The following is a 21,871-nucleotide window of genomic DNA, read 5'->3' as shown; positions in this document are numbered from 1 at the left end:
GGCTGAGGATGATAAGGTGTCTTTTCATAACTGTATTAGGTTGTCAATATAAACCTAACAAATACTTACGACATATCAAAGCCAATCATTCTGTTTACGAGATAGTAGCGCAGCTTTCGTTATGTTGTATTCTTGGTCGAGATAAAATGTATGCCAATGACTTATCTGTGAAACCTTATGACGAACAGTTACAGTTATATGGACTTTCTCTTTGCCCATACCAATCAGTGTGGCTTTAATGATGATACAAACCTTTCTGACAAACTCATCGATCATTGGCTTCTTCTCTTCAGGAGGAAAGAATACCTCATTGTAATAGGTCAAATCAAAGCGGCACAAGTCAATTGACAGACCTCTACGGCTATGAAACTCAAACAGATATTTGAGGTCATGTGCGGTGATTTTGTCCTTTAGCTTTGGGTTATCCTCTATCCATCTAATGAGGTTTTGTTGTACTACCTCGTAAAACTTGCCTATTGAATGCTCTGTCATACACCATCAATTATAAAACAAACTTGCTAAAATAATTAGTAAAAAGTCAAATAAAGATTTCCACCTCTCATTTGCTTTCATACATTTGCCATATGAGAAAACAAGTATTATCAGTAGCATTGATAGCCATTTCGGCGGCTTTAGTTTCATGGGGATATAAAGGTCATAGAGCCGTTGCAACGATAGCGCAAAAGCATTTAACCGCTAACACCGCTTATGCAGTTTCAGCTTATTTAAAGGGTGAAAGCATGGCCGATGTAAGCACGTGGGCAGACGATCATCGCAATCCCACAACAGGTAAATGGCACTTTCTAAACTTGCCTTTAGGATTAAACCATCAACAGTTTGTAGACTTCGTTAATCAGCAAAGTAATGATAACGTATATGGTGCTATCCTCAAAGAAGAGGCTATTATAAAAGACAAAGCTTCAACGCCTGACCAACTTAACAATGCCCTTAAATACCTTATACATTTAGTTGGCGATGCTCACCAGCCTATGCATATCAGTCGTGCCGAAGATAAAGGCGGTAACACTATACAGGTACGTTTTGATAATGCCGGTACTAACTTACACAGCCTTTGGGATAGCAAGCTTATTGATCATGAGGGCTTAAGTGAGGAACAAATTGCAAAGCAGTATGACTGGGCAAATGAAGCTCAAATTAAGAAATGGCAAGCTGATAGCCCTATGGAATGGCTTTGGGAAAGCTACCAAATCAGCAGTGAATTATATGCAGATGTTAAGCCAGGGCAGCAAATTGACGAGGCCTATTACAAGAAATACATTCAGACTATCCACCTCCGCATAGACCAGGCTGGTATCAGATTAGCCGGTGAACTTAACCGGTTGCTAAAAGACGCTAAAGCTGACGTTACTCCCGTATCTTCACTGAAGAAGGTTGCAGCTTCAAGCAATAAGAAAATTGATGTTACACAAGATTCGGTGGCACCAATGATCGAGTTAAAAGACGTAAAGGACTTCCTGCAAAAAGATGTAGCTGTAAGTGGTAAGGTATATAGTGTTAAGGATATCGGTAGCATGGTGCTTGTAAACTTAGGGGCTGCCTATCCAAATCAATTGCTTACTGTTGTATTAAAAGGTGACGCTAAACAATTAGCTGTTCAAATAAAAGATAAGACCATAACAGTGGTAGGAAAGGTTATTGACTTTAAAGGCAAGCCTGAAATTGTAGTTACAGATAAGGAATCAATTACCATCGGAAAATAGTCAATGGAGACACATCACAGCTCTCTATAGGCTTTATTAATTATTTTGATATCGAATATAATAAGTAAAGACGTGTATTATTGATAGGATATATTATATTGCATTTATTAATGTAACCAATACTTTAACCTTATGCAACATGTTAATCGATTAATTCACTACTATGAATTAAACATCACTTTTGATAATAGATTCAATCCGGTCGATGGCCTTAGATTTAGGGAGCTTTTTCGTATAATTACTCAAATGGCTCGAGAGAGAAGAGAACAGCGCTACCAAAGGCTTGGAGATAAAGTCATTTTTGTGCATGAGATAGTCATTAATCCAGAGGAGCACGTTCTTTATGGCAAGTTAAGATGCATTCGCAAAGATTTATTCCCAGAGTTGATGAACACAACGACTGACGAAGAGCGAGGGATCGAAGCTGCAGAAGATGAGGGCGTTGTTGAAACTACGCATTTTGCGATTTATCATAGAGGTGATAGGCAGAAATTGGCGTTGGAATATAATCTCTACGGAGCAAAAATAAATGATTTTGCAGCGTACTTAGAACGTATTGGGCGTATTCACGAAGCATTAACGATTGTAAGATATATTCCTATTGTTCGAAATCAACTTGACACTATACAGGATAGAATAATTAGATGTGCCTCTTTTGAAGTGAAAATTCACAAAGACAATATAGGAGCGGTTCGAGACATCGATACGGGTACATATGCTGCTTTGCAAGCCTCTGTAGATCATTTCAATAATGACTACGCTTCTTTGACGTTAAATTTTGATTATAAAAAGAAAACGGCAACACCGGAGGTCAATAATGTAATATTCAGATTTGTGCGTGAATTAATCAATCATCAAGAAAAGGTTGATTTATTCGATACATTAAGGGTTGTGGCTGAAGATTCTGACCGAAATAATAAATTACAAGCATTCGATCTATTAGTTGATAAAGTGAAAAGCAGTATTAACGTTGAAAAAAAACAGAATCATAGATCGATAGTTTCGAACGATATTTTTGATAAAATGTATAGTGAAATGCGAACACTAAGAATGTTATAAACTGATCATGTATGATAACAAAAGCAATGGACGCTTATTTAAAGCGTCCAATCATTACAGATTTTATCGCTTTAATAATAATATGGGCGGTATCTTCAAGATTAGAGATTTTTAACTTCAAAATAGGCGAGCAAGATAAGCTTTTGGATATTTTATCTTCTTTAATCGGCACTATGATATCGCTATCTGGCTTTATTTTAGCCGCCTTAACGATTATTGTTACATTTAAATCGAGCCTGAGAGCTAGAGGCATAGAAGATGCAACTAACGCATTGGAGATGTTATTTTCTTCAAGACATTATGCTGGTATTGTTAAGGTTTTCAAGGATGCCATTGTAGAATTTGTCTTGTACAGCCTCTTGGGCTATATAGCTTGGCAATCATACAGTAATTTTACATTGGCGACTTTCAATAAAGTTATTGCTTCGATAATTTTATTGATTGCTCTTACATCATTTCGAAGCCTATTTATAATGTTTAAAATTTTAAATTTAGAAAATCATCAACGTAGCTAAGCATTTATACGATAGCGTAAATTAGGTGGCTAAGTCTTTGATGGCGCAGACGCCAAGCTGCCTGGCGTTTGATTTGCTAACCATTTCCTGTATGCCCTCCTTCCGATAGAGTACTTGAGTCTGAAATCATTTCATAGCTCGAGTTACGAACTTGAAGTTGGTAGTTTAAATACTGTTCGTAAAAGTGCTTAGCTTTCCTATGATCGCTTATGTAATAAAGCTCGTTGATCCCAGAAGGGCTTTTAAGGTGGATCGATCCATATAAGACAATAGGAATTTTATAGTTACCTACAAATCGTCTATCGGGAGAGCCATCTTTATTCACTCTATACCAAGTTTCGCCAATCGATGTTGCATCGCCTACTATGTCTTCTTTCCTTTCTAAAAACTGTTGTTCCTTGTATTCGATATAAATGTCTGTATAATCAATGATAGCAATTTCCTCACGTCCTTTGAAGTAAATAATAAACATCGGGTAAAAATAAAAGTCACCACCGTTGAAGTTCGCGACATGCAAAACCTTTTCATTGGTAGACAGGATATCCAATCCTTTAAAATCGAATTTAACCTCATGCCGGTCAATAGATGTACCCGCTGCTGCTTTGGTGTCTAAATTCATTTGTGCGGTGGTGACATCCCAAATCTTATTAGCTGATTTCATGGTGGTGAAAGAGCTTGTTAGGTCTGAATAAGCATCTGTTAGCAGAGAGTTTTCATACTGATATTTAAGATCAACTCTTGATCCCAATTGCGATTCTTTAAGAGAATTAACTTGATTTGAAAGCTGTTCTACTAACACGGTTTCCGTTGCTATCTTTTTCTTGTACAGGAAACTAAGTAACGATGACTTGCGCTTATCAAGGCTTTGAGACTTAGCACGTAATTCATTAGAGAAAAGATGAAACTCTGATGTTAACTTTTTTCTTAGGTAATGAGTGCCAATTACGAGCTCCTTGAAACCAGTGAAGTTGAAAGAGTTAAGGCGTTCGGTATTGAAATGGCTTTGAATATCTCCATATTCAACTGACTTTGGGAATAGTTTATTTACAACGCCTTTGGCAAATTGCTCCCCAAATTCCTTAGCAGTGATTTGATCGCTGGTATTTGAATTGGCTAAAAAGCCTTCGCTGACCTTTAAGGTCACTTGTTTTGTTGTAATTGTATCAGGGTTCATATTTGTCTTCAAGAATGATTAAACTACAGATCTTAGGGTACTGCGATACTTTGCTTCTTCAACACGGTCTATAAAATTTATCAAGCCATTCGGCCCCATGTTCGTTGTAACGAATACAATCTTAGAGCCTCCATCAGAAGAAACAACACATACGTGCTTTCTCGTGGCAAAATACATCGAAATCAGAATGACAGCTAAGGCAATTGCAAAAGTGCTGCCATAGGATAAATAGTTGTGGGCACCAGGAAATAGTCCCGCAAGACCAACTATAATACCTATTATCAAAAGCAAAGGGTAACTCTTGTAGGTTGCTTTTATCGAACTGATTTTGTCCAGCATGATTGAAGTCGTTTCCCGATGCCCCCAATTAAAACTGTTAGTAGATCGAATACGATGAGTTGTAAGAATGACAATGTTGTCGTCGGCTGTGGTAAGTATCTTCTCACCTTCAAATAGGTTCATAACGTGATATTGTTTGGTGATACAATATAATAAGTTGTGAAATAATATACAAGGGTGCTTAAAATAAGCTACCCTGCACTCCATTGATAGGTTGCGCTGCCCTAACAGGTTCAAAAGGTTTAGGAAATGTTGACTTTAACTGAGTGGAGTTCAATTCATGTAGCCAAATGTTGCTTTGCTCCGGCTGTGTGAACTCAACATAATATGGATAGTAAAAGCCATTTACTAAAGTTATATTAACCTCATAACCGGTGTAAAAGGCATTGCTAAGTGAGTTCATATGTGCAATTTCACCAGTTAGTGAATTTAACAGCAGATTTAACAATGCCATTTTACAACAGGTGTTGTCAAGATCAGCACCGTACAGCTTTAGGTACCGGTTAATCTTTGCTGCAGCTAAAAATGTTCTACCAGAACCGCATGCACAATCTGCCACCGATTGCCCTGGCTTTGTATCGTTTCCAAGATTCATTATAGCCAACATATCACATATTGGTGTTGGGGTGAAATACTGACCATTGTGGCCATTTGAAATTGCTTGCATATAAAGTTCCCCAAGAGGATCATTAAAGCCTTCTGACAGGTCGCCAATGAGTGTAATTAGTGCTGTGAGATGTTTGATCTTAGGGTGCGACTGGTACTTTTGAAATGCAATGTTTTGCGATTCTGCATCGTCCCATTTCCTAAAAGGTAACAGCGCCCAATCTAAAAGATCAACAAAGGCAGTATGTAAAGATTGTCCATAAGCAAAGCGTTCAAATGCAGTTAGTAGCTGTTTAAAATCTGTCATAGCAGTAAGTTTTATGTCGAGTGAATTCTCGAACGACTCACTGCTGATTAGCAGCACTAAGGCAAGGTGGAGATTGAGTAATTGTGGTGGGGTCCCTTCGGGATACCCAATTACGAGATACTACCTTGAAGTGAAACGGCTATGTGCTGCTTATTAGCTAACTTTGTTAAGAGAATAACCTCACAACGTTTTTATATATGCCCTTAATAACTCTCACGGTACAGCGTACAGGGACTGTCAATAAATATCGATTGGGTATAAACCTTTATGATTCACTTCATTACTTTCATTTAAGAGGCACTCGTGTAATTATGACGATAAACAATCATACCATGCAAGTAAAAACGACATGTGGGCCCCCGTTAGCGAAAGGCTTTGATTTGTATAATCTGTGGTTAAGCCAATGGATAATAAGTCACCAATATCACAAATATCCAGATAGGCATCCTACCAAGCTTCGCTTCGACTTGCAAGAAATCGATGGGAATATAGTTTTAACCTTTATTGGACTAACATCTTTATGTATAATACCGGTATGCCCAGATACTACCTTGAAGTGAAACGGCTATGTGATGATGTATCAGCTAACTTTGTAATGAGAATAGATTAGGGTTCCCAAGGGAATTTCCCGAAATAGTCTTCCTCGATTTCTTTTCCAATATTAAAGTCGCGTTCTGCTCTAGTTGTCATGAAATCTCGCAACCCCTTATAGGGCAAGGGTTCTCTTTCACTTCCTCTATATTCAACCCTATAAGTGTTCGAGCCAAAAATATCACCTCTAGTAATCAATAATGCTCCTTCTTCGATACGAAACCCCTCAAAAAGACATGTTCGAATCGCATCGCAAATATAATTGGCGGCTCGTGTCAATTCTAAAAGCAAATCTTCTAATAGAGCAACATGATAATTATATTTGGAAAGAGCCTCTAATTCAGCGTCACGACTATAAGTTCTTCCTGAATACAGACATTTATCATAATAATACTGCTTGTAAAATCGATCAACCGCATAATTGGCACTATCGCTTTTGCGTTCACTAGGAAATTCAAAATAAACTTTAAAAAAATCGTTTAAGACGTTCTTGAAATTAAACATCGCAGCTTCAAGGTTATCATAACGATGTGGCCAGATTCTTGAAATTATATAATCCGGCACTTCTCGCAATGATTCGAAAATATGTCGAGGAATTATCTCAGACGAACCTAAGAACCAGGAAGTCCAATTATTCCAATTATGTAACTCTGTAAGTTCAATGAATTTCTCTAAATATGTCGCATAACGCTCATCATCCTTTTGTTTAGCGCTGTCAACTATTAGGTTGTCTAAAACATATTTCAAGTGATTTGATTTATAATCTTTTAGCAAATCGACTGTGTACTTTTCCTCTTGATCGTCTATGACTTTGTGATGATTCCTACATAATAAGATTAAATTATCAAACTTATCTCTTTGTTCCGTTGAAAGTTCACTACGACCACGAGGCCCTTCATCTTTTTGACCAACAATATGCGCTTCTTCGCCTATAATTGATGGATCGTCTGTTTCTGTTTCATCCACAACAAGTACTGTCTTACAATTTGGGAACGAGCACATATTACCAGATCTTCCCCAAAGCATTTTATGTGTTTTTAGCGAAATAGCCATATAGTTACGGGAACTTTGGTAATTATTTTAAAGCCCTATTTACACTCTCAAATAATCTTACAAATCCGTCGGTTTCGCCGGGAGCCAAATCGCTTGCTGTGTGATTTCTCGTCCAACGTATATACGCCTTAGCAAGTTTGTATTTAGAAAAGTCAGCAAACTCAGTTGTGAAAATGTCTATTATCGGTCTCCCCGGTTGTTTGGCGACACTTGTTGAGAAATCTACTTTAAATTCATCTTTCATGATTTTGACTAACGTGAATCTTAACAAATCTTCGATTTCAGGTTTAGCAATGCCTTCGACATAATCTTTTGTTCTCAAAATATTTTTGTTTCCTAACGTGTGTACTAAATTAGACTGTTGTGCTGCCTGATCTCCTGCCGCATCGGAATCTAATAATGCTGCGACTTTCAATTTATGGGCAAAGAGAATAGTTGCGTAATACACAACTTTACCTGCCGAGTTTGCAAATACAAGAGCAATTTTGTCATTTAAAGCACCAAGCCCTGCCTCCCTCATAAGTTCTGAGGTTGCGTCCATGTACCAGTAATCAGTGATTCCTTCTAAGATTAAGTTTCGTTGTTGGGAAAAAAGACTTTGTGCTAAATCATATCCTAACGCTTCTTGAAGCGGCAATAATCCAGCTGGATCACTTGATGATATGGTCGTGTGAACTTTTGTGCCATCTTTCCTATTTTTCATTTCGACAACCCGAACTATGTCTAACTCATCCGGACCTACTAAAAAAGGAGAATGGGTTGTATATACGGTTTGGTTATTTTCTGCCAACCTCGATATTGTATCTCTGAAGTCTCGTTGCTTTAGGGCATGTAAGCTCATTCCCGGTTCGTCCAATAAAAGGATTGCATTCTTGTGTTTATCCATCGCTTCAGCAAAAAAAACAACAAAGAAGGACACCAGCCATTGGAATCCTTCTGACCGTTGATCAAGCTCTATTTCAACACCAAGATCGTCCTCAACGACAACTTTTAAATATTGCCCGTCAGCTGTTACTTTTAATTTATCTGCTTCAGGGCGTTCGGGGTTGGGCATCCAAACAGTACGTATTTCATTTGTCAATCTAACACTTGCGGCATTTAATTGGTACGTTCTACTATCCAATTTGTCTTTATAAGCTTGCAATTCACCTGAATTCGATATGCTTGGGCTAGAAATATTTCCTAATTCAGAAAGCTCTCGAGGAGTAAAACCTAGCAGTTTAAGTAAGCAAAGATTCCCATAATCATAATAATCGTCATCTAAAATATTTTGTTCAGTCCTTTCAGCAAGATGGGCTAGATGAATTGATGGCTTTACTTTAAAATAATTATTAAATAAGATAAATATCGGTGTTCTGTCAGATAGCGTATTTAAAGCGGATTCATATGTTGTATTAAACTCGATGTTCTTCAAGAGAGAGGAGTGTCTTGATTCTTCAACTGAATTGCCTTCCTGTACGTAAAGAAAGTTCTGCGTTAAAAATGATTTTAACTTATCAGCGATATCTTTCACGATGATTGTTTCATCAGCTATATTTTGTGTTAAGCTGGCAAACAATACAGAGGGTTTCTTCAAGTCTTCACTCGGGTTTTCCTTGATATATTGCTTCTCTAAATGACCAACCATTCGAAGTAAGTCAGCTTTTAAATCAACATACTTCACTTTATCTGGGCCTCCCGAAAATTCGTGTAAAATTCTGTTATCAAGAGTCTTGTGCCTTATATATACAGAGTCATGGAAGTCTGAGGGGATATGTTCTTTGTCGGTATCTTCCAATGTAAAGTGCCCCGTTACGATAATAACATCCTTTTCTAATATCCGCTTTGAAGTAATATCGTTATATAACGCCCTAGGATAGTCACGTAATGCTTTGAATTCCGCTACCTCAGTCGGCTTTTTCAATTGTTGTAACGCTTGTAAAATAACAGTCTTTCCAGCTTCGTTTGGCCCTACAAGAATAGTTTTGAGAGATTCGATTTCAAATGTACCGGTATCAATTATGCTTCTATAGTTTTGTACTCTTGCTTTCGATAATCTCATTCTGTTTTGGTTTAGTGTAATCGCTTGGTTTTGATACTAAGGTATTAAAAATTGAAATAATATATTAACAGATTGTATAATAATAGAACGTATGCGAGCCGCTGCGAATAGAGGAGAGGATCTTTGTGGAGATAGCACGAAGTGCGGCCACCAAGAATGCTTCACACAAAAAACTGGCGTTGCGTTTGACATCTTAGGGCTGTGCTTTGGTCTTTCAAACGCCATGACAGTTGTGAAGTCCTCGACGAGGCGCAGGTGAGCCTAACAATATGAGCGGCTGGCTGAATTAATCTTGAACGTTGCAAGCTCACCTGGTCGAATAGACTAAGTGAAAGCGCAGCATAAGAGAAAGGTTGATGAAGACAGAGAGAGCTCATGTGATGAACGACTTTGCTACTGACAACAAGCATGACAGGCAGGCGATAGCCGATGTAGTTCAATGTGCTGCAAGCTTATTGAACGAAATGAAGCCTGGCGTGATTGTATGTGTAGCTTAAGAGTGAAGAACACCGATGGACCTGGTGTGTGAAAGGCCTCTGCGCCCAGCCATAAGCAGAGCTATCCTTTCCCCTTGTAAGCCACCAAAGAGGGAAGGATAGTGAGTGCTTATGATTAATTATAGGATAGATTATGATTGTATTTTCTTTAGATTTATCAATAATTGTTTAATACCATGTTCAATCATTTAATAATAGAGCAAAGCTTTCCGACACCTATAGGAATCGTTAAGTGCGGTATGAGTAGTACAGGTAGCGTACTTATGTTGATGGGTAACAACAATTACGAGAATGGGAAATCTGTTATCTATAAAACCTTGTCGCATAGCATAGAAGTCATAACGTTCAGGCGAAGGCTACCACTGTACAATGGAGAATCAGTTAAGGATTGCCAAGGATGGATATGGAGAATAACTAAAGAAAGCGGGGATAGTGAACATTTACAATTAAATTGTCTAATAAGTGATATAGCTACAGATGTAATATCGCTCGGCAGTGATCCTGGTGAGCATTTGGATTCGTTTGCTGTTAATAACGATAGGTGGATAACCCATATTGGATCTGAAGATGGTGAGGTAATGCATTATAGGGCTATAAATGATGACTGGATGCCTTCAAGATATAAAGACGCTTTAGATTTTACTACATCTTTTACAAGTATTCAATCGAATGGTTTATCAACCTTAGTACCAGATCTCAGGGAAGGAGAAAGAATCCATTTTCATTATTTAGCGGCGTATGATGAGTACAGTGAAATACGAGTCAACACATGGTTCGCCGTTGATGAAACTAAGCGTAACTTGGAGAACTGGATAGGGATTTGGTAAATCGTTCTTAAGCATTTTAATCGGACAGGCATAAGCATAGCTCACCTTTGATCTCTTAAGCAACAAATGGGGGCTAAGGCAAGAGTAGACTTATGTATACTTATTGAATGCTGTGAACTAACTGCGTTGATTATGACTAACGGGCGTATTTGTTTTCCACATGCGTGTTTGCAAGGTGCATTTACCGGAGCATTCAGATAATGATATCAACTTAGAACAAATCATTACGTTATTGACAATAATTGTCGGCGTGAAGCCCAATATTTTATAGTGTCAAATTATCGTAACCTGCAAACCCTTAGACGATTAATTTACAACTGCATTTATAATTGACTGTTCTCGAGGCTGTTAATTTTTCATCAATATAACAAGTGCCCCAAAAGTGTGGATAACACGGGTGTTTGTGAAAAACTATCATTCACAACTACACATCTCAAACATTAACTTTGCTGTACAAGCAAAAAGGAGCTCTCGCTCCCTTTAGTCTTGATAGTTCATAAGTACAATAATATCAGTCCGGCAAGACTGGTAGAAAAGAGAGTAAACATATACACTCGCATGTGTTATGGTAATCTCGGGAAACCTCGGAGTTCGTACCTTCGGGGTTTCTTTTTGTTATTTGATAGTACAAAGGTAATGTACAAAGCCAAAAATTACATCTATTTGTTTTAGAAGATTTCAACATTTCGAACCACTTTCTAAGCTTAGAAGAGGCTTTTTGCTCGACTGTGTTGAAAAAAACGTGATGTAGAAAGAGTATCTTATGGCATTTTATCAACAAGATTATTACTGTTGCCAACTTTATTAATAGTACGTAAAGTATCTGCCATATGTCCCTTAAATGTAAGACGGTTGTTATCTTGGGTTTCGATTAGTAAATCAAACTCAACTTTGTTCACGGTATAAGTTTTCAAAAGAGTAACATTAGCACTACTTTTGCTTCCATCATGGGCATTTTCATAAGTCCAGGTAAACGATTGGGTATCGCTTGGCTCTTTACTTGAAGTTTGAATAAGTCGCTTCGCAATGATATATGATACGTCACCATAAGTTTGAGTTTCAGTATCTCCCATTATCCCACCAAAAGCTATTGGATTGGAGCCGGTTCGGTAAAACACAAAGTAAGCATTATTAGCTAAGTACCTTTCTGTTACATCTCGGTCATTGATGTAGGCTTCAGTGACGATGAATGTTGCCAGTATCCGTTGCTTTGACTTGTTTCTGTGTGAAATAATAAGCCAGATAAGTCCGGTAATAGCCATTATGTAGGGCATCATATTGGGTTTAAGCGTAAATGAAAGTAAAAGAGCCTACCATTTTAGGTAAGCTCTAAGCTGGTACGTCGAGATATTTTCAGAATCGTTTTGCAATTATTTTCCAATAATTGTGACGATACTGACCTTTGTTTTCAGCAGCAGTAAACGTTAGTTCTACAGATGTAGTGAAACCGACAGTCTTGACAAGTTTTAATGTTAGCTTTAGTGTTTCCACGCTGCCCGGTTTACTTAAGTCCAAAAGGTATTCGTTATCGGTTACCTTATGCATTAGTTTGGCATCCTCATCGGCTAGCTTTACAGAAATTGATGTGTCGTATACATCAAGTTTTAATGGTTTGCCCATTACTTTAGCTTCTATATCATCAAACCTTTTGGTATCGGAAACGAAGCCCGTAACCTTAAATGTTTGTGCATTAGTTATAGTAGATAATAGCACCGCAAGTACGAACAAGTAAATTAGTTTCATAGTCTATAAAGCGTTATGGTAAAGTAGTATTGAATTACTTCTTGATGTAACGAGATGATATGTCGAGGGTGAATAATCGTAGAGTATCATCATTTGTGTCCGCGTAGTCAGTTAGGAACAAATCTGTACGTGAATCCATCGGTAGGCTATCATCACCTTTTCCCGTAGTTGTGAAATGATGCTTAGGCTTATCACTAAAATAGGTAAGCCTACCACCTTTGTATTCACCAGAACCAACAATTGCCTGTTGAAACGCTAAGTATGTTGCTCTATCATAGAAGGCATATCGTATCGAGTATTTAATGGTTTCGGTATCCTCTTCTATATATAGTGCTATAGCTGTGGTATCTGTCTTGCCATCTTTGAGCGTCCAAACATAATAACGTGTATTTTCCGATGTTCCCTTTGAGGTCATCTCCCATTGTAGGTTGTTTGCCCGTAGCTTGTTAAGAACGGGAAACATTGAAACATCCTTTCGTTCTTTCCATGTGTTAAACAGCTCTTTGATTTCGCTGTAATTGAGGTTTTGAGCCTTGGCGTAATTGCATGCCAGTAGTAGTAAGCATGCTGTTATAATCTTTTTCAATGTGATTAGTTAAGGTACCGAACAGTCCTTAATCGGTAGGTTTATATTGCACGAAAGCGCCCGGACTAAACTTAGTAAGCACTTCAGAGGCTCGGCAAAGGGCCCGTACAGCAACAAACAAGTCTTCGCCCAGACGCTTTCGCGTAGGGCGTTGAACTCGTTCATCCGTGCTGTACTAAAATTTTGCCGATTTCTGAAGCAGAACAAACAAAGCTTAACGCTTATATCTTCTATATAATAATATGTCTATGTAATGGTATGTTTGCGGTTTCCTCCTGTTTTTATGCGAAGTTAATAATTAGTGATTAATCCTTTATGCCACTGCATGCATTTGTTTACGCTTAGCTACGGATGGCCTGTATCTGATCTGTTTAAACTGGTGGTGCTTGTTTCTCTCCTCGATGTATTCATACATTTCAGAACATAGGTATATGCAATAGTCTGTACGAACAGCATCCTCAATGTTTACGTCGGTAGCATCCTTATTTGTTACCTTATAGATAGTGCGGACAAATGCAGATGTAATGCGTGCAAATTCATTAAATGACTTGGATTCTTCAAATCCGTAGTGTATAGCGAACGCGTTCGTCGGATGGCATTCCAAACGCAGGTATAACAATGGGTTGATGAACTCGTGAACAATGGTGCCAACTATGGGCTGCGCCTTGTCTTCACGCTCCAATGTATATCGAAGCTCCTCATTTTCAAGTGTAGATAATAGTTGTTTGGCTTGCTTGTAGATAGCGTTATATGCCTGCTGAACGCATTTATTATAAGGTGACTGAACCTGTATTGAGTTTTGTTTCTGTTTCATGTAAAGTGGGTTAAAAGGGTTTGTAAATGAATAGAAAGCAAAAGGCCCTGGTTGATAAACCAAGGCTTTGCGTGTGTTTTGAAGATGTTTGTTAATGAGGTATCGGAATCAGTGACCTTTTAAAGATAGTATCAGTCCGCAGTTCGGAACTCATATAGCCGATTAAGCGGAACGAAGTAAGCAGAATCTAAATACTCCTGGTCATCAAATGCTTGATAGAGTACGCATTCGCTGCGAAACCAATCGGCTTCCATCAAATCCTGAACGAAAGGCCATCTGACTAAAACATAAAGTTCATCGACCGAAGTGGCCGAACTGAACTGCGGTAAGTTATTGCTCATGATATTAAGTTTTAAAGTGTGTGAATGAATTGTGCCCCTTGATAGACCTGTACGCCCCTGAAGAAATCAGCTAAGTTTGGTAGCCTCGGTTTGTATATAAGTAAACCAAGCTCCCTGGCATAGCCAACGCGCCAAAGGACATCTTCGATAGGAGTAAAACCTGCAAAGTCGTATTCAATCTGCATAACGCAATGGAAGTCGCACGTAAGGACGAATGAGATTTGATCGCAAATGAAGCTGTGTAACAGGAAAGGATCAGTCGGGTCGTCGCGGTAGTCGCGTTCAAAATACAGCGTTCTCGGCTGTAAGTAATCACGCTTGATCTTCTTGAGGGTATTGTAATACTGGATTTCAATCGTGGTGTTTTGAGCTTTGAGTTTGTTAGGGTGGGATGGATCGCTGACCTTACGCCAACGTTTGCTGATACGATGATTAGGGTCGATGCGCACTTCGGGTTCTGGTTGAGGTTTGAGGTTGTTAAGCAGTTCCATAGTTTATTATTTACAAGGCTTGTGAAAAGTATTTGCTGTCTTCCAGCCTTGCTGTTCGCTTGAAAGCAGTAATAAGATCGGGTTGCAATCGGATTTGAGTGGTGAAAGGGCTGCGATCAAAAGGCATAAGCAGCTTCCTAATCTGCGCTTCAAAAGGACAGTTAGCAAAGCAGTATTGTACAACGAAGGTTTGGCACTCATCGCAAGACAAATACCAATAAAAGGTTTTGGTCATGAAATGATGAACTGCTCCTGGTATATCCTGAACGGGTTCTTCCATATAGTTCCGTTCGTAAGATAAATCGGGAAATAGGCGCATAAGTTCTGACTTAACGGTCAAAAGAGTTTTGTAGTAGAAGTCGAATGTTTCCTTATTTGATCGATGGGTTTCGGGATCGACGTGTTCGAGAGATAGGGCAACTTGCCATCTCGGTTTTGGTTTGTAGTTGTCTGTTGTTGTTCGTTCCATATCTCGGTTGTTGATTTTGGGTTAGTGATTGGGATGGTTTCTGCTTTGGAGCAAGATTAGCAGTGGTTTCGAGGCAGTACTGATGGTTGAGTTTTGCTTGCCAAAGGCAAGCCATCGTGTCAGCGCGTTTTTGTTGAGTGGGGTGCACTGCTCTTGCTCTTAAAACAGAAAACAATTCTCTTTCCTCAACATCAGGGATAGGGGTTGAATTTCGTACCGCCTGGTTTGCGTTCAACACATTCAAGAAAAATTACGGCAACAAAGTGGCTATATGCAGAATGCACTTACTATAGGGTATGGAGGGGCAAGTTATATTGAGGGCTATATATCAATTGTCGACTGCTCTTATTAAAAGGTTACTGAACCAAATACCTCGCCAATGATTTGCAACGTCTACCTTATAGGAAATGCGGTCGACGGGTACATATACATCAGTATCAAAACGCAGTAAACAAAAAAAGCTGCACTATGGCAGCTTTCTATGAGTTATTTTAACCGATGATTGAAGTTAATATCGCAAAGGTTTCCGTGTATTTCACTCAATTCATCCAGATACTCCTTTTGTGTATCTTCATTCATCCATTCGAGGAATGCAACTTTTAGATTTAATAAGTCCTCAGAGTCTGAAGTCCTAAGTAAATCATCTAACAACCTAGTTAAAATAAGTGTAAGTTGTTTACATCCGATGTATTCAGCTAAAGCGATAACTCGACTTTTAGCTTGTTCGTTTGTTTCAGATTGGTCTTTAAGTGTATAACGATCGCTGTTAGGTAAAGTCTGAGAATCTAAGAAAATTGAGTTTAGTTGTTCAAGGGTGATGGTAAACATTGTCTTTAGTCATTAATAATTTAAACATGGGCATCTTTGGTAAAATGATCTAAGTGTTCGTCACACGGTTAGTGACCCTTACACATTGAGCGAGTGTTTTACAGCTGTTATGAGATAGGTTTATTTTAATCCACGCTTGCACAGTGAGTTATGCTATGCTTTAATTGAACGCAAATAATCTTCAATTTCGTCAAGCTGTTCTTGAGAATCAGGTACTTCAGAGCGAAGTGATTTCAACAACTCTAATAGAATGTCCGTGTATTTATCAAGTTGCCGGTCAATTATCTTAAAAGAGTTTATAATCGAATCCAGTGATTCATCTACGGATTTTAATATATCATTAGTACGATTCTCGAGGGTTTGACATTTAGATAGCAATTGGATATTTGTTTGCTGCAGCTGTTGTATGCTCTGATTCATGGTCATTTAATTTCATTGGAATTTTATGGGTTAAACTTAACGGCTGCACCAATTAAGGAGAACCGAGGGTATCTCAGACTGCAAAGCGATTTCAATTTAATGTGCTGTTTATCAGCTGCTTTGCTAATGTAAAGATACGAAATATTGAGCTTTTAAACAAAGAAAAGATAAACTTGCAGGTGTCAGAAGTCCAACCACTAGTATTAAAAGGTTAGTATTGCGAGAGGTGTTTTCGTATAGCCCTCAATCTATTTTTTACGGTACTATTTGCTGAAAATGCAATATTTATCATTTGGTTTAATTTCCATAGCAAAGAAAAATCTACTACAGTTTAGTTGAATGGGGGGTATAAACACCCTTTTACAAAATACCTGTAGTAGATTGAGTTAGTTATTCCTATTTTGGCAATTGAGTAATAACATAACCTTTGATTTCTTTCCTGGTCTTTGTTTTAGTTTGATATGTGCAACGTTCAACCATGCAAAATTTCTTAAGAAGAGTTACGCCCGGCTTAAGGCCGGATAAATTTAATTCTTGTAAACCTTTTTGAAGGACTGTTTCTATTTGATCAGTATTATAACATTGATGCTTCCTAAAGCTTTCGGCTATAAAGTTTATTAACCCAAAGTGGTCATATTGATCTTTATTATTAAGTTTATTTATAGCTTTCTTAATAAGTTTTGGGTCAAAATTTAATCTTTCAACCTCATTGTATCCAAGACGTTTGAAATCAGCAAGTGGTTTAGGATATTCCATCTGTAGGTGCATCTCGGTGAAAAACATTTCATACATTGTATACTTGCCGGGCTCATATAAATCTTTTAAGATGGGAATAATTATCTCGTAAACAGATTTTAATCTTGAGGAACGAAGAGCCCTCAATTGATCGGCCTCGGTAAAGGCGTTCTGCTCCTTTGAAATTGACAAATTGAATTGGTTACTTAACCTGTAAACAGCGATAAGGTTTTCTTCGGATTTGTAGAAAGATTTTGTCTTTTCTTCGTACACAGTATTATCCACCATGTAATAATTCCGTTCGCCCTTCCAATCAACATATTTTGCGTAGTCAACCCATTCTAACATTTGCCTTAATGTTTCCTTTCCTGCTAAGCTGGTACTGCCTTCGTAAAACCGCCTTACAACTTTATATACCTTATGAGAATCATTAATATCTCGCTTTACTTCATCCTCGGTTTTTGATTTGAGTAAGGGGTTTAAGTTTGTTATGTGTACAAAATCTTTCAATGGTTTTCTGAATCTGCCAGATATTTGAACAACTTCGCTGCATGGATCAAGCATTGAATGTTCTACTGTGATGATATCGGACACAATTATAACAGATGGATCACCGGAATACTCAATATCAACTGCTGAATTGAAGCGGCTTGTAAAAAAATTATATTTTTTAAACTCAGTCAATGAGGTGGATACATTACTGAAGCCATTTGCTCGAAGTTTCTGTTTACTATCTTTCGCGCAGAATATCGCACTCTCTTTCGTGAAGTTGAATGCTTTAATAATGCGGGCGATATGCTCAGTCGATTTGATAAAGATAAAATACTTTTCTCTTGGGTTATCGTCGATAAAGCGCTTTAAGCTGAGCAGCGTATAATCGGTGATTATTAACTTTAAATCTTTTTTATGATCGAACTCAGGCGTCAACGAGACATAAGTAAACTTATGTTTGGAAAACCGGGGGTCCGAAGGCATAATTGGAGTTGCGGAAATAAAAGCTTTGCTTTTGAATTTAAAGAAGTCTTGCATTGGCAAAATTACCTTTCCTCGGTACCCTACATCTTGAATTGCGCGTTCGCATTCATCGAAAAGTAAAAAGAAATCATCGTACAAATTGTATCCTAACGCATTTATAGCGTCTTTTACTCGTTCGAAAGATTCCGGAGTGACAACGATCTTTTTATAGCATATGGTCGAGCCCAAGTAATCAATGATTTGGTCTTCTGTTACACCTTCATAGACGCCACGAATAAGCATTTTGCTTTTTGTATTATACCTTGCCATTTTGCCTTGAATGACGGGTACATTGGGTTCTATAATAATGGAATTGCGTCTTGAAATTAATTCAAGCGTTGTTGCACCGATACCGGGTAGGGTTTTGTTGAAAATAATATTTGATGGTATCGTTTCCCAAATATCCGATAGGTATTGGCCATTCAATATTTTATAGTGTTTATGAGGTATCATGATCTTATATTTATGTTCTGGTATAGATTTGTTTAAGCATTTTTAAAAGCAAAGTGCAGTCGGAGGGAAACTCCGACTGCGTTTTAGGTTACTCTGCTTCTGTTTCGATTTTTGAAGCTTCAACGATTAGCTCGTCAAAAGTAAAGCAAGGCGTGATTTTGCCTTTTTGGCAGTCTTTAATAAATTGAAGCAGGCCGGGATGGTAAATCATCCTGAATTTTTGAGAAGAGTTTGGTAGTTTGAAATTAACCCAAATCGCCATTTCGCCAGTCTCTCTATCTTCTGATCCGATGGGAAGGCTTGTAATTGCAAACCCCTCATTGGTGTATTCAAAGAATAGATCAAGCTGGTCTTGTTGTCCAGATGTCAAAGACTTAGAGTACGTTAACAACTCTATTTTTGACATATAGCCATTTACATTTTCATCGGTAAAAAACTGATCTTTTTTCACTTCGCCAGCGGGCTTGCTGGTCGATAATAACGCTTTATAGCGTTTTTCAGAACCTTTGTTCATTTTTTTAACCGGATTGTTTTTTGCCCGGTGATACAAAGGTTGATTGGGGGAATTTTATGCTAAAGCAAGTGGAGAATAGAAGTTAAATATCTTTGTAATGTGCTGTTCTTCAGTTGGATTAAATAAAAGGGATGTGTTAAAAATAAAATGTTGGGAAATCAAATTTCCCCAACTTGTTTAGCTTCTTTCATCATCAATCGGATTGTTTCAGATGTAATACCATTTTGGTTGTAGAACCGTGACATATCTTCATAGTTCTTAGGGAACTCTTTTGGATTCTTTAACTTCAAAAGCTTGAAGATCGCAAAATAATCAAATAAAAATCCTGCTACAGCAAGCTTACTTTTGATCAGTTTGTTATCAGTTAGATATTCACTAATCACGGTACCTATCTGAATTAATGATTCATTTTGTCTGATTACATTACGCTTGTATTGTCTATATAACTTCTTAAAATCATCTGCCGTCAATGGAGTTTCAGATATCGTTTTATAAAAGTTAGTGTTATTTAACCGATGCTCTTCCAGCATGGAATTGAATGTGTATTTGAAGAGTTCAGCCTGAAGGCTTTGGGGAAGGTCAAATTTGGGAACAATTACACCGTCAAAGTTGCGGAGCTTTTGTTCGCTTGCTAAATTAAAGGCCAAATCGTAAGGCACATAAAGTTCGGTTAGCCCTATATCAAAGCGCATATAGGAAATAATGTCGCCAGGATTATCGTTGGGCCTGAACTCTATGATCTCCTCTATCGGATACTTTTCAACAACAGAGGTTCGCGCAAAGAAATATTCAGTTGTATAAGGATCATGTATAATCTGATAATTTTTGTCCTTTAAATAGCGGTGTATATGAAGTTCCGAATTTCTACAAATGTCCAGGATGAACTTGGTATATTCGAGTAATCTGTTGTACCGATTATTGTCTACACTTTGCTTTTCAACATCTTCACCATAGAATCTAATCAAATATAGTAGCTTATGTTTATGCTCTGATCCAATGCCATGCTTACTTAATATCATGTTAAATGCTTGGTTAAAGGAAATGATCGCTTCTTTTGATCTAAATTGAGTGCCGTAAACGCCTCCAAAAGTATCAATATATGGATCGGGTGTATTCTTCCAGAACCCTCGGTAGGTTTCATTCTCCTGGGTTGTGCCTTTTACTTGAGCCAGCAATGGATGTGCGTAAGTTTTGATTAGGAACTCTCTGGGGATTGATATTTGTTGAGAGTAATATTTAGGTTCTGACATTTCTGTACTACTATTTTTAAAAGTTACTAAGGTAAAAAAAGCAGGACAGTTGAACCATCCTGCTTATACAGTTTACATCTCGAACATTTTATTTTCCCATGTTTCAATCACCCCCTTTTCAAACTCATCGAGATATGTTTGCGTTTGTTCTTGTGTAGCATGTCCCAATGCTTCAGTAATGTATGCCGTGTTTGCACCTGATCGTTTTAGGCCAGTTGCGTAGGTATGTCTAAGTACATTGGTACTTAGCCTTAAATCAGGTTCATCGATCATCTTAGCTAACTTTTTTAAATTGTCATTTACTGCCTTCAATGAGCTTTTACGTCTTGTGTAGCGTTGCTTAGATGTGATGTGTATTTCGGGGTCTATAATGGGGAAAACGTAGCCTTCTTGAATCTGATAGTTCGCTTTAAAATATTCAAGGATAGGCTTGTTGTAATCGTTGATAGGTATTTCAAACTTTCCACGGGTTTTGTTGCGGGTGTAGTATATATGGGTGTTCGTTATAGCTTTCCATTTCAGATTCGCGATGTCACCGAAGTTCATGCCCCGGCAGTAGTAACTAAACAAAGCAATCTGTTGTGCGAAATGTACGGCTGTGCCTGGTTCAAGTATTAATGTTTTAAGTTTGCTAAACTTATCAAGAGCCATCGCTTTCTTCCTGGTTTTGTGATCGAGCCTCTTGTTTATACTGTATTTCTTTTCTCCAAAAGGATAATCGTCCTTGTTGAACAGTTTATCGTCTATTGCTTGGTTTATTACTCTTTGAAGATTCCGCATTTTCACGCTAATGGTAGTGTCAAGATTGCCACGAACGTTCCTCATCCAGTACTCAAAGCTTTCCAAGAATCGAAAATTAACGTCTGAAAGATGAGCGTTAGGATTAAACTTCTTTAAGGCGCGTTGGCTCTCCTTGTAAACGCCAGCCATACCATCCCGATGTTGTTCTTCGAGTATGATAATTTGTTGAGAATAGTATTCCTCAATAGTAAGTTTAGATATAGCTAACAATTGCGTTTCCAGTTGAACTTGTTTGACAACCTGCGGTTTGTTTTTCAAGTCTGCTTCGAAACGCTCGAATGTAAAAGCTATTCCCTCTTCGTCATACCTCTTTAGGATTTCATTTGCCTCTTTTAACTTGCTTTCCAAAATGGCATTACATTCTTTATAGGCTGAGAATGTCTTTAGAAATTTGCCAAGCCCATTGTCTTCGGGTTGGGGAGCCCTCCAGTTTTTTTCTGTGCACCTAAATTTTAGAGATTGATCGGTTAGCAGTGTGTTTATCGAAATGTATTTTCTTTTGTAATGATGTGTTAAACGTAAGGCTACGGGGTGTTCATTGTTTGTTAGTCTCTTAGTATTGTTCAAGACTATTGCTACAGTCGCCATTTGAAAGGATGTTGTAGCTTGTTGGATGGTAGTACAAAGGGGAGTACAAATGAGTTAAAAAAAGCGTGGATTTAGCTATTCTGACCTCCAGCAA

Annotated in this window: 24 protein-coding genes; 5 read left to right on the top strand and 19 right to left on the bottom strand. The window is 37.9% G+C overall.

The window, feature by feature from the left end; genetic code table 11:
* Positions 1 to 75 precede the first annotated feature (75 nt).
* Entirely contained in the window at positions 76 to 492 is a 417-nt protein-coding gene (locus tag AC59JO_RS22085; protein ID WP_121811986.1) for a hypothetical protein, read from the bottom strand.
* A gap of 92 nt (positions 493 to 584) precedes the next feature.
* Between AC59JO_RS22085 and AC59JO_RS22080 the strand changes: the two genes are divergently transcribed.
* The 3 genes from AC59JO_RS22080 to AC59JO_RS22070 all read left to right on the top strand — a co-directional run bounded on the left by AC59JO_RS22080 (position 585) and on the right by AC59JO_RS22070 (position 3,295).
* The gene (locus AC59JO_RS22080; RefSeq protein ID WP_497308042.1) at positions 585 to 1,721 is read left to right on the top strand and encodes a S1/P1 nuclease; all 1,137 of its coding nucleotides are present in this window, start codon (positions 585 to 587) and stop codon (positions 1,719 to 1,721) included.
* Positions 1,722 to 1,853: 132 nt separating this feature from the next.
* Entirely contained in the window at positions 1,854 to 2,780 is a 927-nt protein-coding gene (locus AC59JO_RS22075; RefSeq protein WP_497308040.1) for a hypothetical protein, read from the top strand.
* An 11-nt stretch (positions 2,781 to 2,791) separates the two neighbouring features.
* Positions 2,792 to 3,295 carry a hypothetical protein gene (locus tag AC59JO_RS22070; protein ID WP_497308038.1) on the top strand — a complete coding sequence of 168 codons (504 nt, stop codon included), beginning with the start codon at positions 2,792 to 2,794 and terminating at the stop codon, positions 3,293 to 3,295.
* 76 nt (positions 3,296 to 3,371) lie between these two features.
* Here the strand turns inward: AC59JO_RS22070 and AC59JO_RS22065 are convergent, their stop codons facing one another.
* The 5 genes from AC59JO_RS22065 to AC59JO_RS22045 all read right to left on the bottom strand — a co-directional run bounded on the left by AC59JO_RS22065 (position 3,372) and on the right by AC59JO_RS22045 (position 9,406).
* Positions 3,372 to 4,469, bottom strand: coding sequence for a hypothetical protein (locus tag AC59JO_RS22065; protein WP_497308036.1), 1,098 nt, complete (start codon positions 4,467 to 4,469; stop codon positions 3,372 to 3,374).
* Between the two features lie 18 nt (positions 4,470 to 4,487).
* Entirely contained in the window at positions 4,488 to 4,931 is a 444-nt protein-coding gene (locus AC59JO_RS22060; protein ID WP_497308035.1) for a hypothetical protein, read from the bottom strand.
* Positions 4,932 to 4,989: 58 nt separating this feature from the next.
* A complete protein-coding gene (locus tag AC59JO_RS22055; RefSeq protein ID WP_497308033.1) occupies positions 4,990 to 5,721 on the bottom strand; it encodes an N-6 DNA methylase in 732 nt (243 codons plus the stop codon).
* Positions 5,722 to 6,327: 606 nt separating this feature from the next.
* Positions 6,328 to 7,365, bottom strand: a complete 1,038-nt coding sequence (locus AC59JO_RS22050; RefSeq protein ID WP_497308031.1) for an HNH endonuclease — start codon at positions 7,363 to 7,365, stop codon at positions 6,328 to 6,330.
* A gap of 22 nt (positions 7,366 to 7,387) precedes the next feature.
* Positions 7,388 to 9,406, bottom strand: coding sequence for an AAA family ATPase (locus AC59JO_RS22045; protein WP_497308029.1), 2,019 nt, complete (start codon positions 9,404 to 9,406; stop codon positions 7,388 to 7,390).
* A 356-nt stretch (positions 9,407 to 9,762) separates the two neighbouring features.
* On the opposite strand from AC59JO_RS22045, the gene AC59JO_RS22040 reads away from it, so the two are divergent.
* Together AC59JO_RS22040 and AC59JO_RS22035 are read left to right on the top strand one after the other, a co-directional pair.
* Positions 9,763 to 9,903, top strand: coding sequence for a hypothetical protein (locus AC59JO_RS22040; protein WP_497308027.1), 141 nt, complete (start codon positions 9,763 to 9,765; stop codon positions 9,901 to 9,903).
* A gap of 176 nt (positions 9,904 to 10,079) precedes the next feature.
* The gene (locus tag AC59JO_RS22035) at positions 10,080 to 10,730 is read left to right on the top strand and encodes a hypothetical protein (protein WP_497308025.1); all 651 of its coding nucleotides are present in this window, start codon (positions 10,080 to 10,082) and stop codon (positions 10,728 to 10,730) included.
* 761 nt (positions 10,731 to 11,491) lie between these two features.
* Here the strand turns inward: AC59JO_RS22035 and AC59JO_RS22030 are convergent.
* From AC59JO_RS22030 to AC59JO_RS21970, 13 genes are all read right to left on the bottom strand, one after another.
* Positions 11,492 to 12,007: a hypothetical protein gene (locus tag AC59JO_RS22030; protein WP_497308023.1), complete on the bottom strand. Its 516-nt coding sequence runs from the start codon at positions 12,005 to 12,007 to the stop codon at positions 11,492 to 11,494.
* A 76-nt stretch (positions 12,008 to 12,083) separates the two neighbouring features.
* Positions 12,084 to 12,473, bottom strand: coding sequence for a hypothetical protein (locus AC59JO_RS22025; RefSeq protein WP_497308021.1), 390 nt, complete (start codon positions 12,471 to 12,473; stop codon positions 12,084 to 12,086).
* A gap of 34 nt (positions 12,474 to 12,507) precedes the next feature.
* The gene (locus tag AC59JO_RS22020; RefSeq protein WP_497308019.1) at positions 12,508 to 13,059 is read right to left on the bottom strand and encodes a hypothetical protein; all 552 of its coding nucleotides are present in this window, start codon (positions 13,057 to 13,059) and stop codon (positions 12,508 to 12,510) included.
* Between the two features lie 313 nt (positions 13,060 to 13,372).
* Positions 13,373 to 13,873 (bottom strand): hypothetical protein, encoded by a 501-nt coding sequence (locus AC59JO_RS22015; RefSeq protein WP_497308017.1) that lies wholly within the window; start codon positions 13,871 to 13,873, stop codon positions 13,373 to 13,375.
* 131 nt (positions 13,874 to 14,004) lie between these two features.
* Positions 14,005 to 14,214 (bottom strand): hypothetical protein, encoded by a 210-nt coding sequence (locus AC59JO_RS22010; protein ID WP_497308015.1) that lies wholly within the window; start codon positions 14,212 to 14,214, stop codon positions 14,005 to 14,007.
* Positions 14,215 to 14,225: 11 nt separating this feature from the next.
* Positions 14,226 to 14,705, bottom strand: coding sequence for a hypothetical protein (locus tag AC59JO_RS22005; RefSeq protein WP_497308014.1), 480 nt, complete (start codon positions 14,703 to 14,705; stop codon positions 14,226 to 14,228).
* A 10-nt stretch (positions 14,706 to 14,715) separates the two neighbouring features.
* Positions 14,716 to 15,174 carry a hypothetical protein gene (locus tag AC59JO_RS22000; RefSeq protein WP_497308012.1) on the bottom strand — a complete coding sequence of 153 codons (459 nt, stop codon included), beginning with the start codon at positions 15,172 to 15,174 and terminating at the stop codon, positions 14,716 to 14,718.
* A 486-nt stretch (positions 15,175 to 15,660) separates the two neighbouring features.
* On the bottom strand, positions 15,661 to 16,002 hold the full coding sequence (locus AC59JO_RS21995) for a hypothetical protein (RefSeq protein WP_497308010.1): 342 nt from the start codon (positions 16,000 to 16,002) through the stop codon (positions 15,661 to 15,663).
* 153 nt (positions 16,003 to 16,155) lie between these two features.
* Positions 16,156 to 16,422, bottom strand: coding sequence for a hypothetical protein (locus tag AC59JO_RS21990; protein ID WP_497308008.1), 267 nt, complete (start codon positions 16,420 to 16,422; stop codon positions 16,156 to 16,158).
* A 396-nt stretch (positions 16,423 to 16,818) separates the two neighbouring features.
* Complete coding sequence (locus AC59JO_RS21985; RefSeq protein ID WP_497308006.1) at positions 16,819 to 18,624, bottom strand: hypothetical protein; 1,806 nt, start codon at positions 18,622 to 18,624, stop codon at positions 16,819 to 16,821.
* An 88-nt stretch (positions 18,625 to 18,712) separates the two neighbouring features.
* The gene (locus AC59JO_RS21980; protein ID WP_497308004.1) at positions 18,713 to 19,138 is read right to left on the bottom strand and encodes a hypothetical protein; all 426 of its coding nucleotides are present in this window, start codon (positions 19,136 to 19,138) and stop codon (positions 18,713 to 18,715) included.
* Positions 19,139 to 19,296: 158 nt separating this feature from the next.
* Positions 19,297 to 20,388, bottom strand: coding sequence for a hypothetical protein (locus AC59JO_RS21975; RefSeq protein ID WP_497308003.1), 1,092 nt, complete (start codon positions 20,386 to 20,388; stop codon positions 19,297 to 19,299).
* Between the two features lie 72 nt (positions 20,389 to 20,460).
* Positions 20,461 to 21,777 (bottom strand): tyrosine-type recombinase/integrase, encoded by a 1,317-nt coding sequence (locus tag AC59JO_RS21970; RefSeq protein WP_497308001.1) that lies wholly within the window; start codon positions 21,775 to 21,777, stop codon positions 20,461 to 20,463.
* Between the last annotated feature and the right edge of the window lie 94 nt (positions 21,778 to 21,871).

The organism is Mucilaginibacter sp. A5337, from assembly GCF_059690695.1.
Note: the sequence above shows the minus strand (reverse complement) of the source record. Positions and strands in the feature narration are given on the sequence as shown.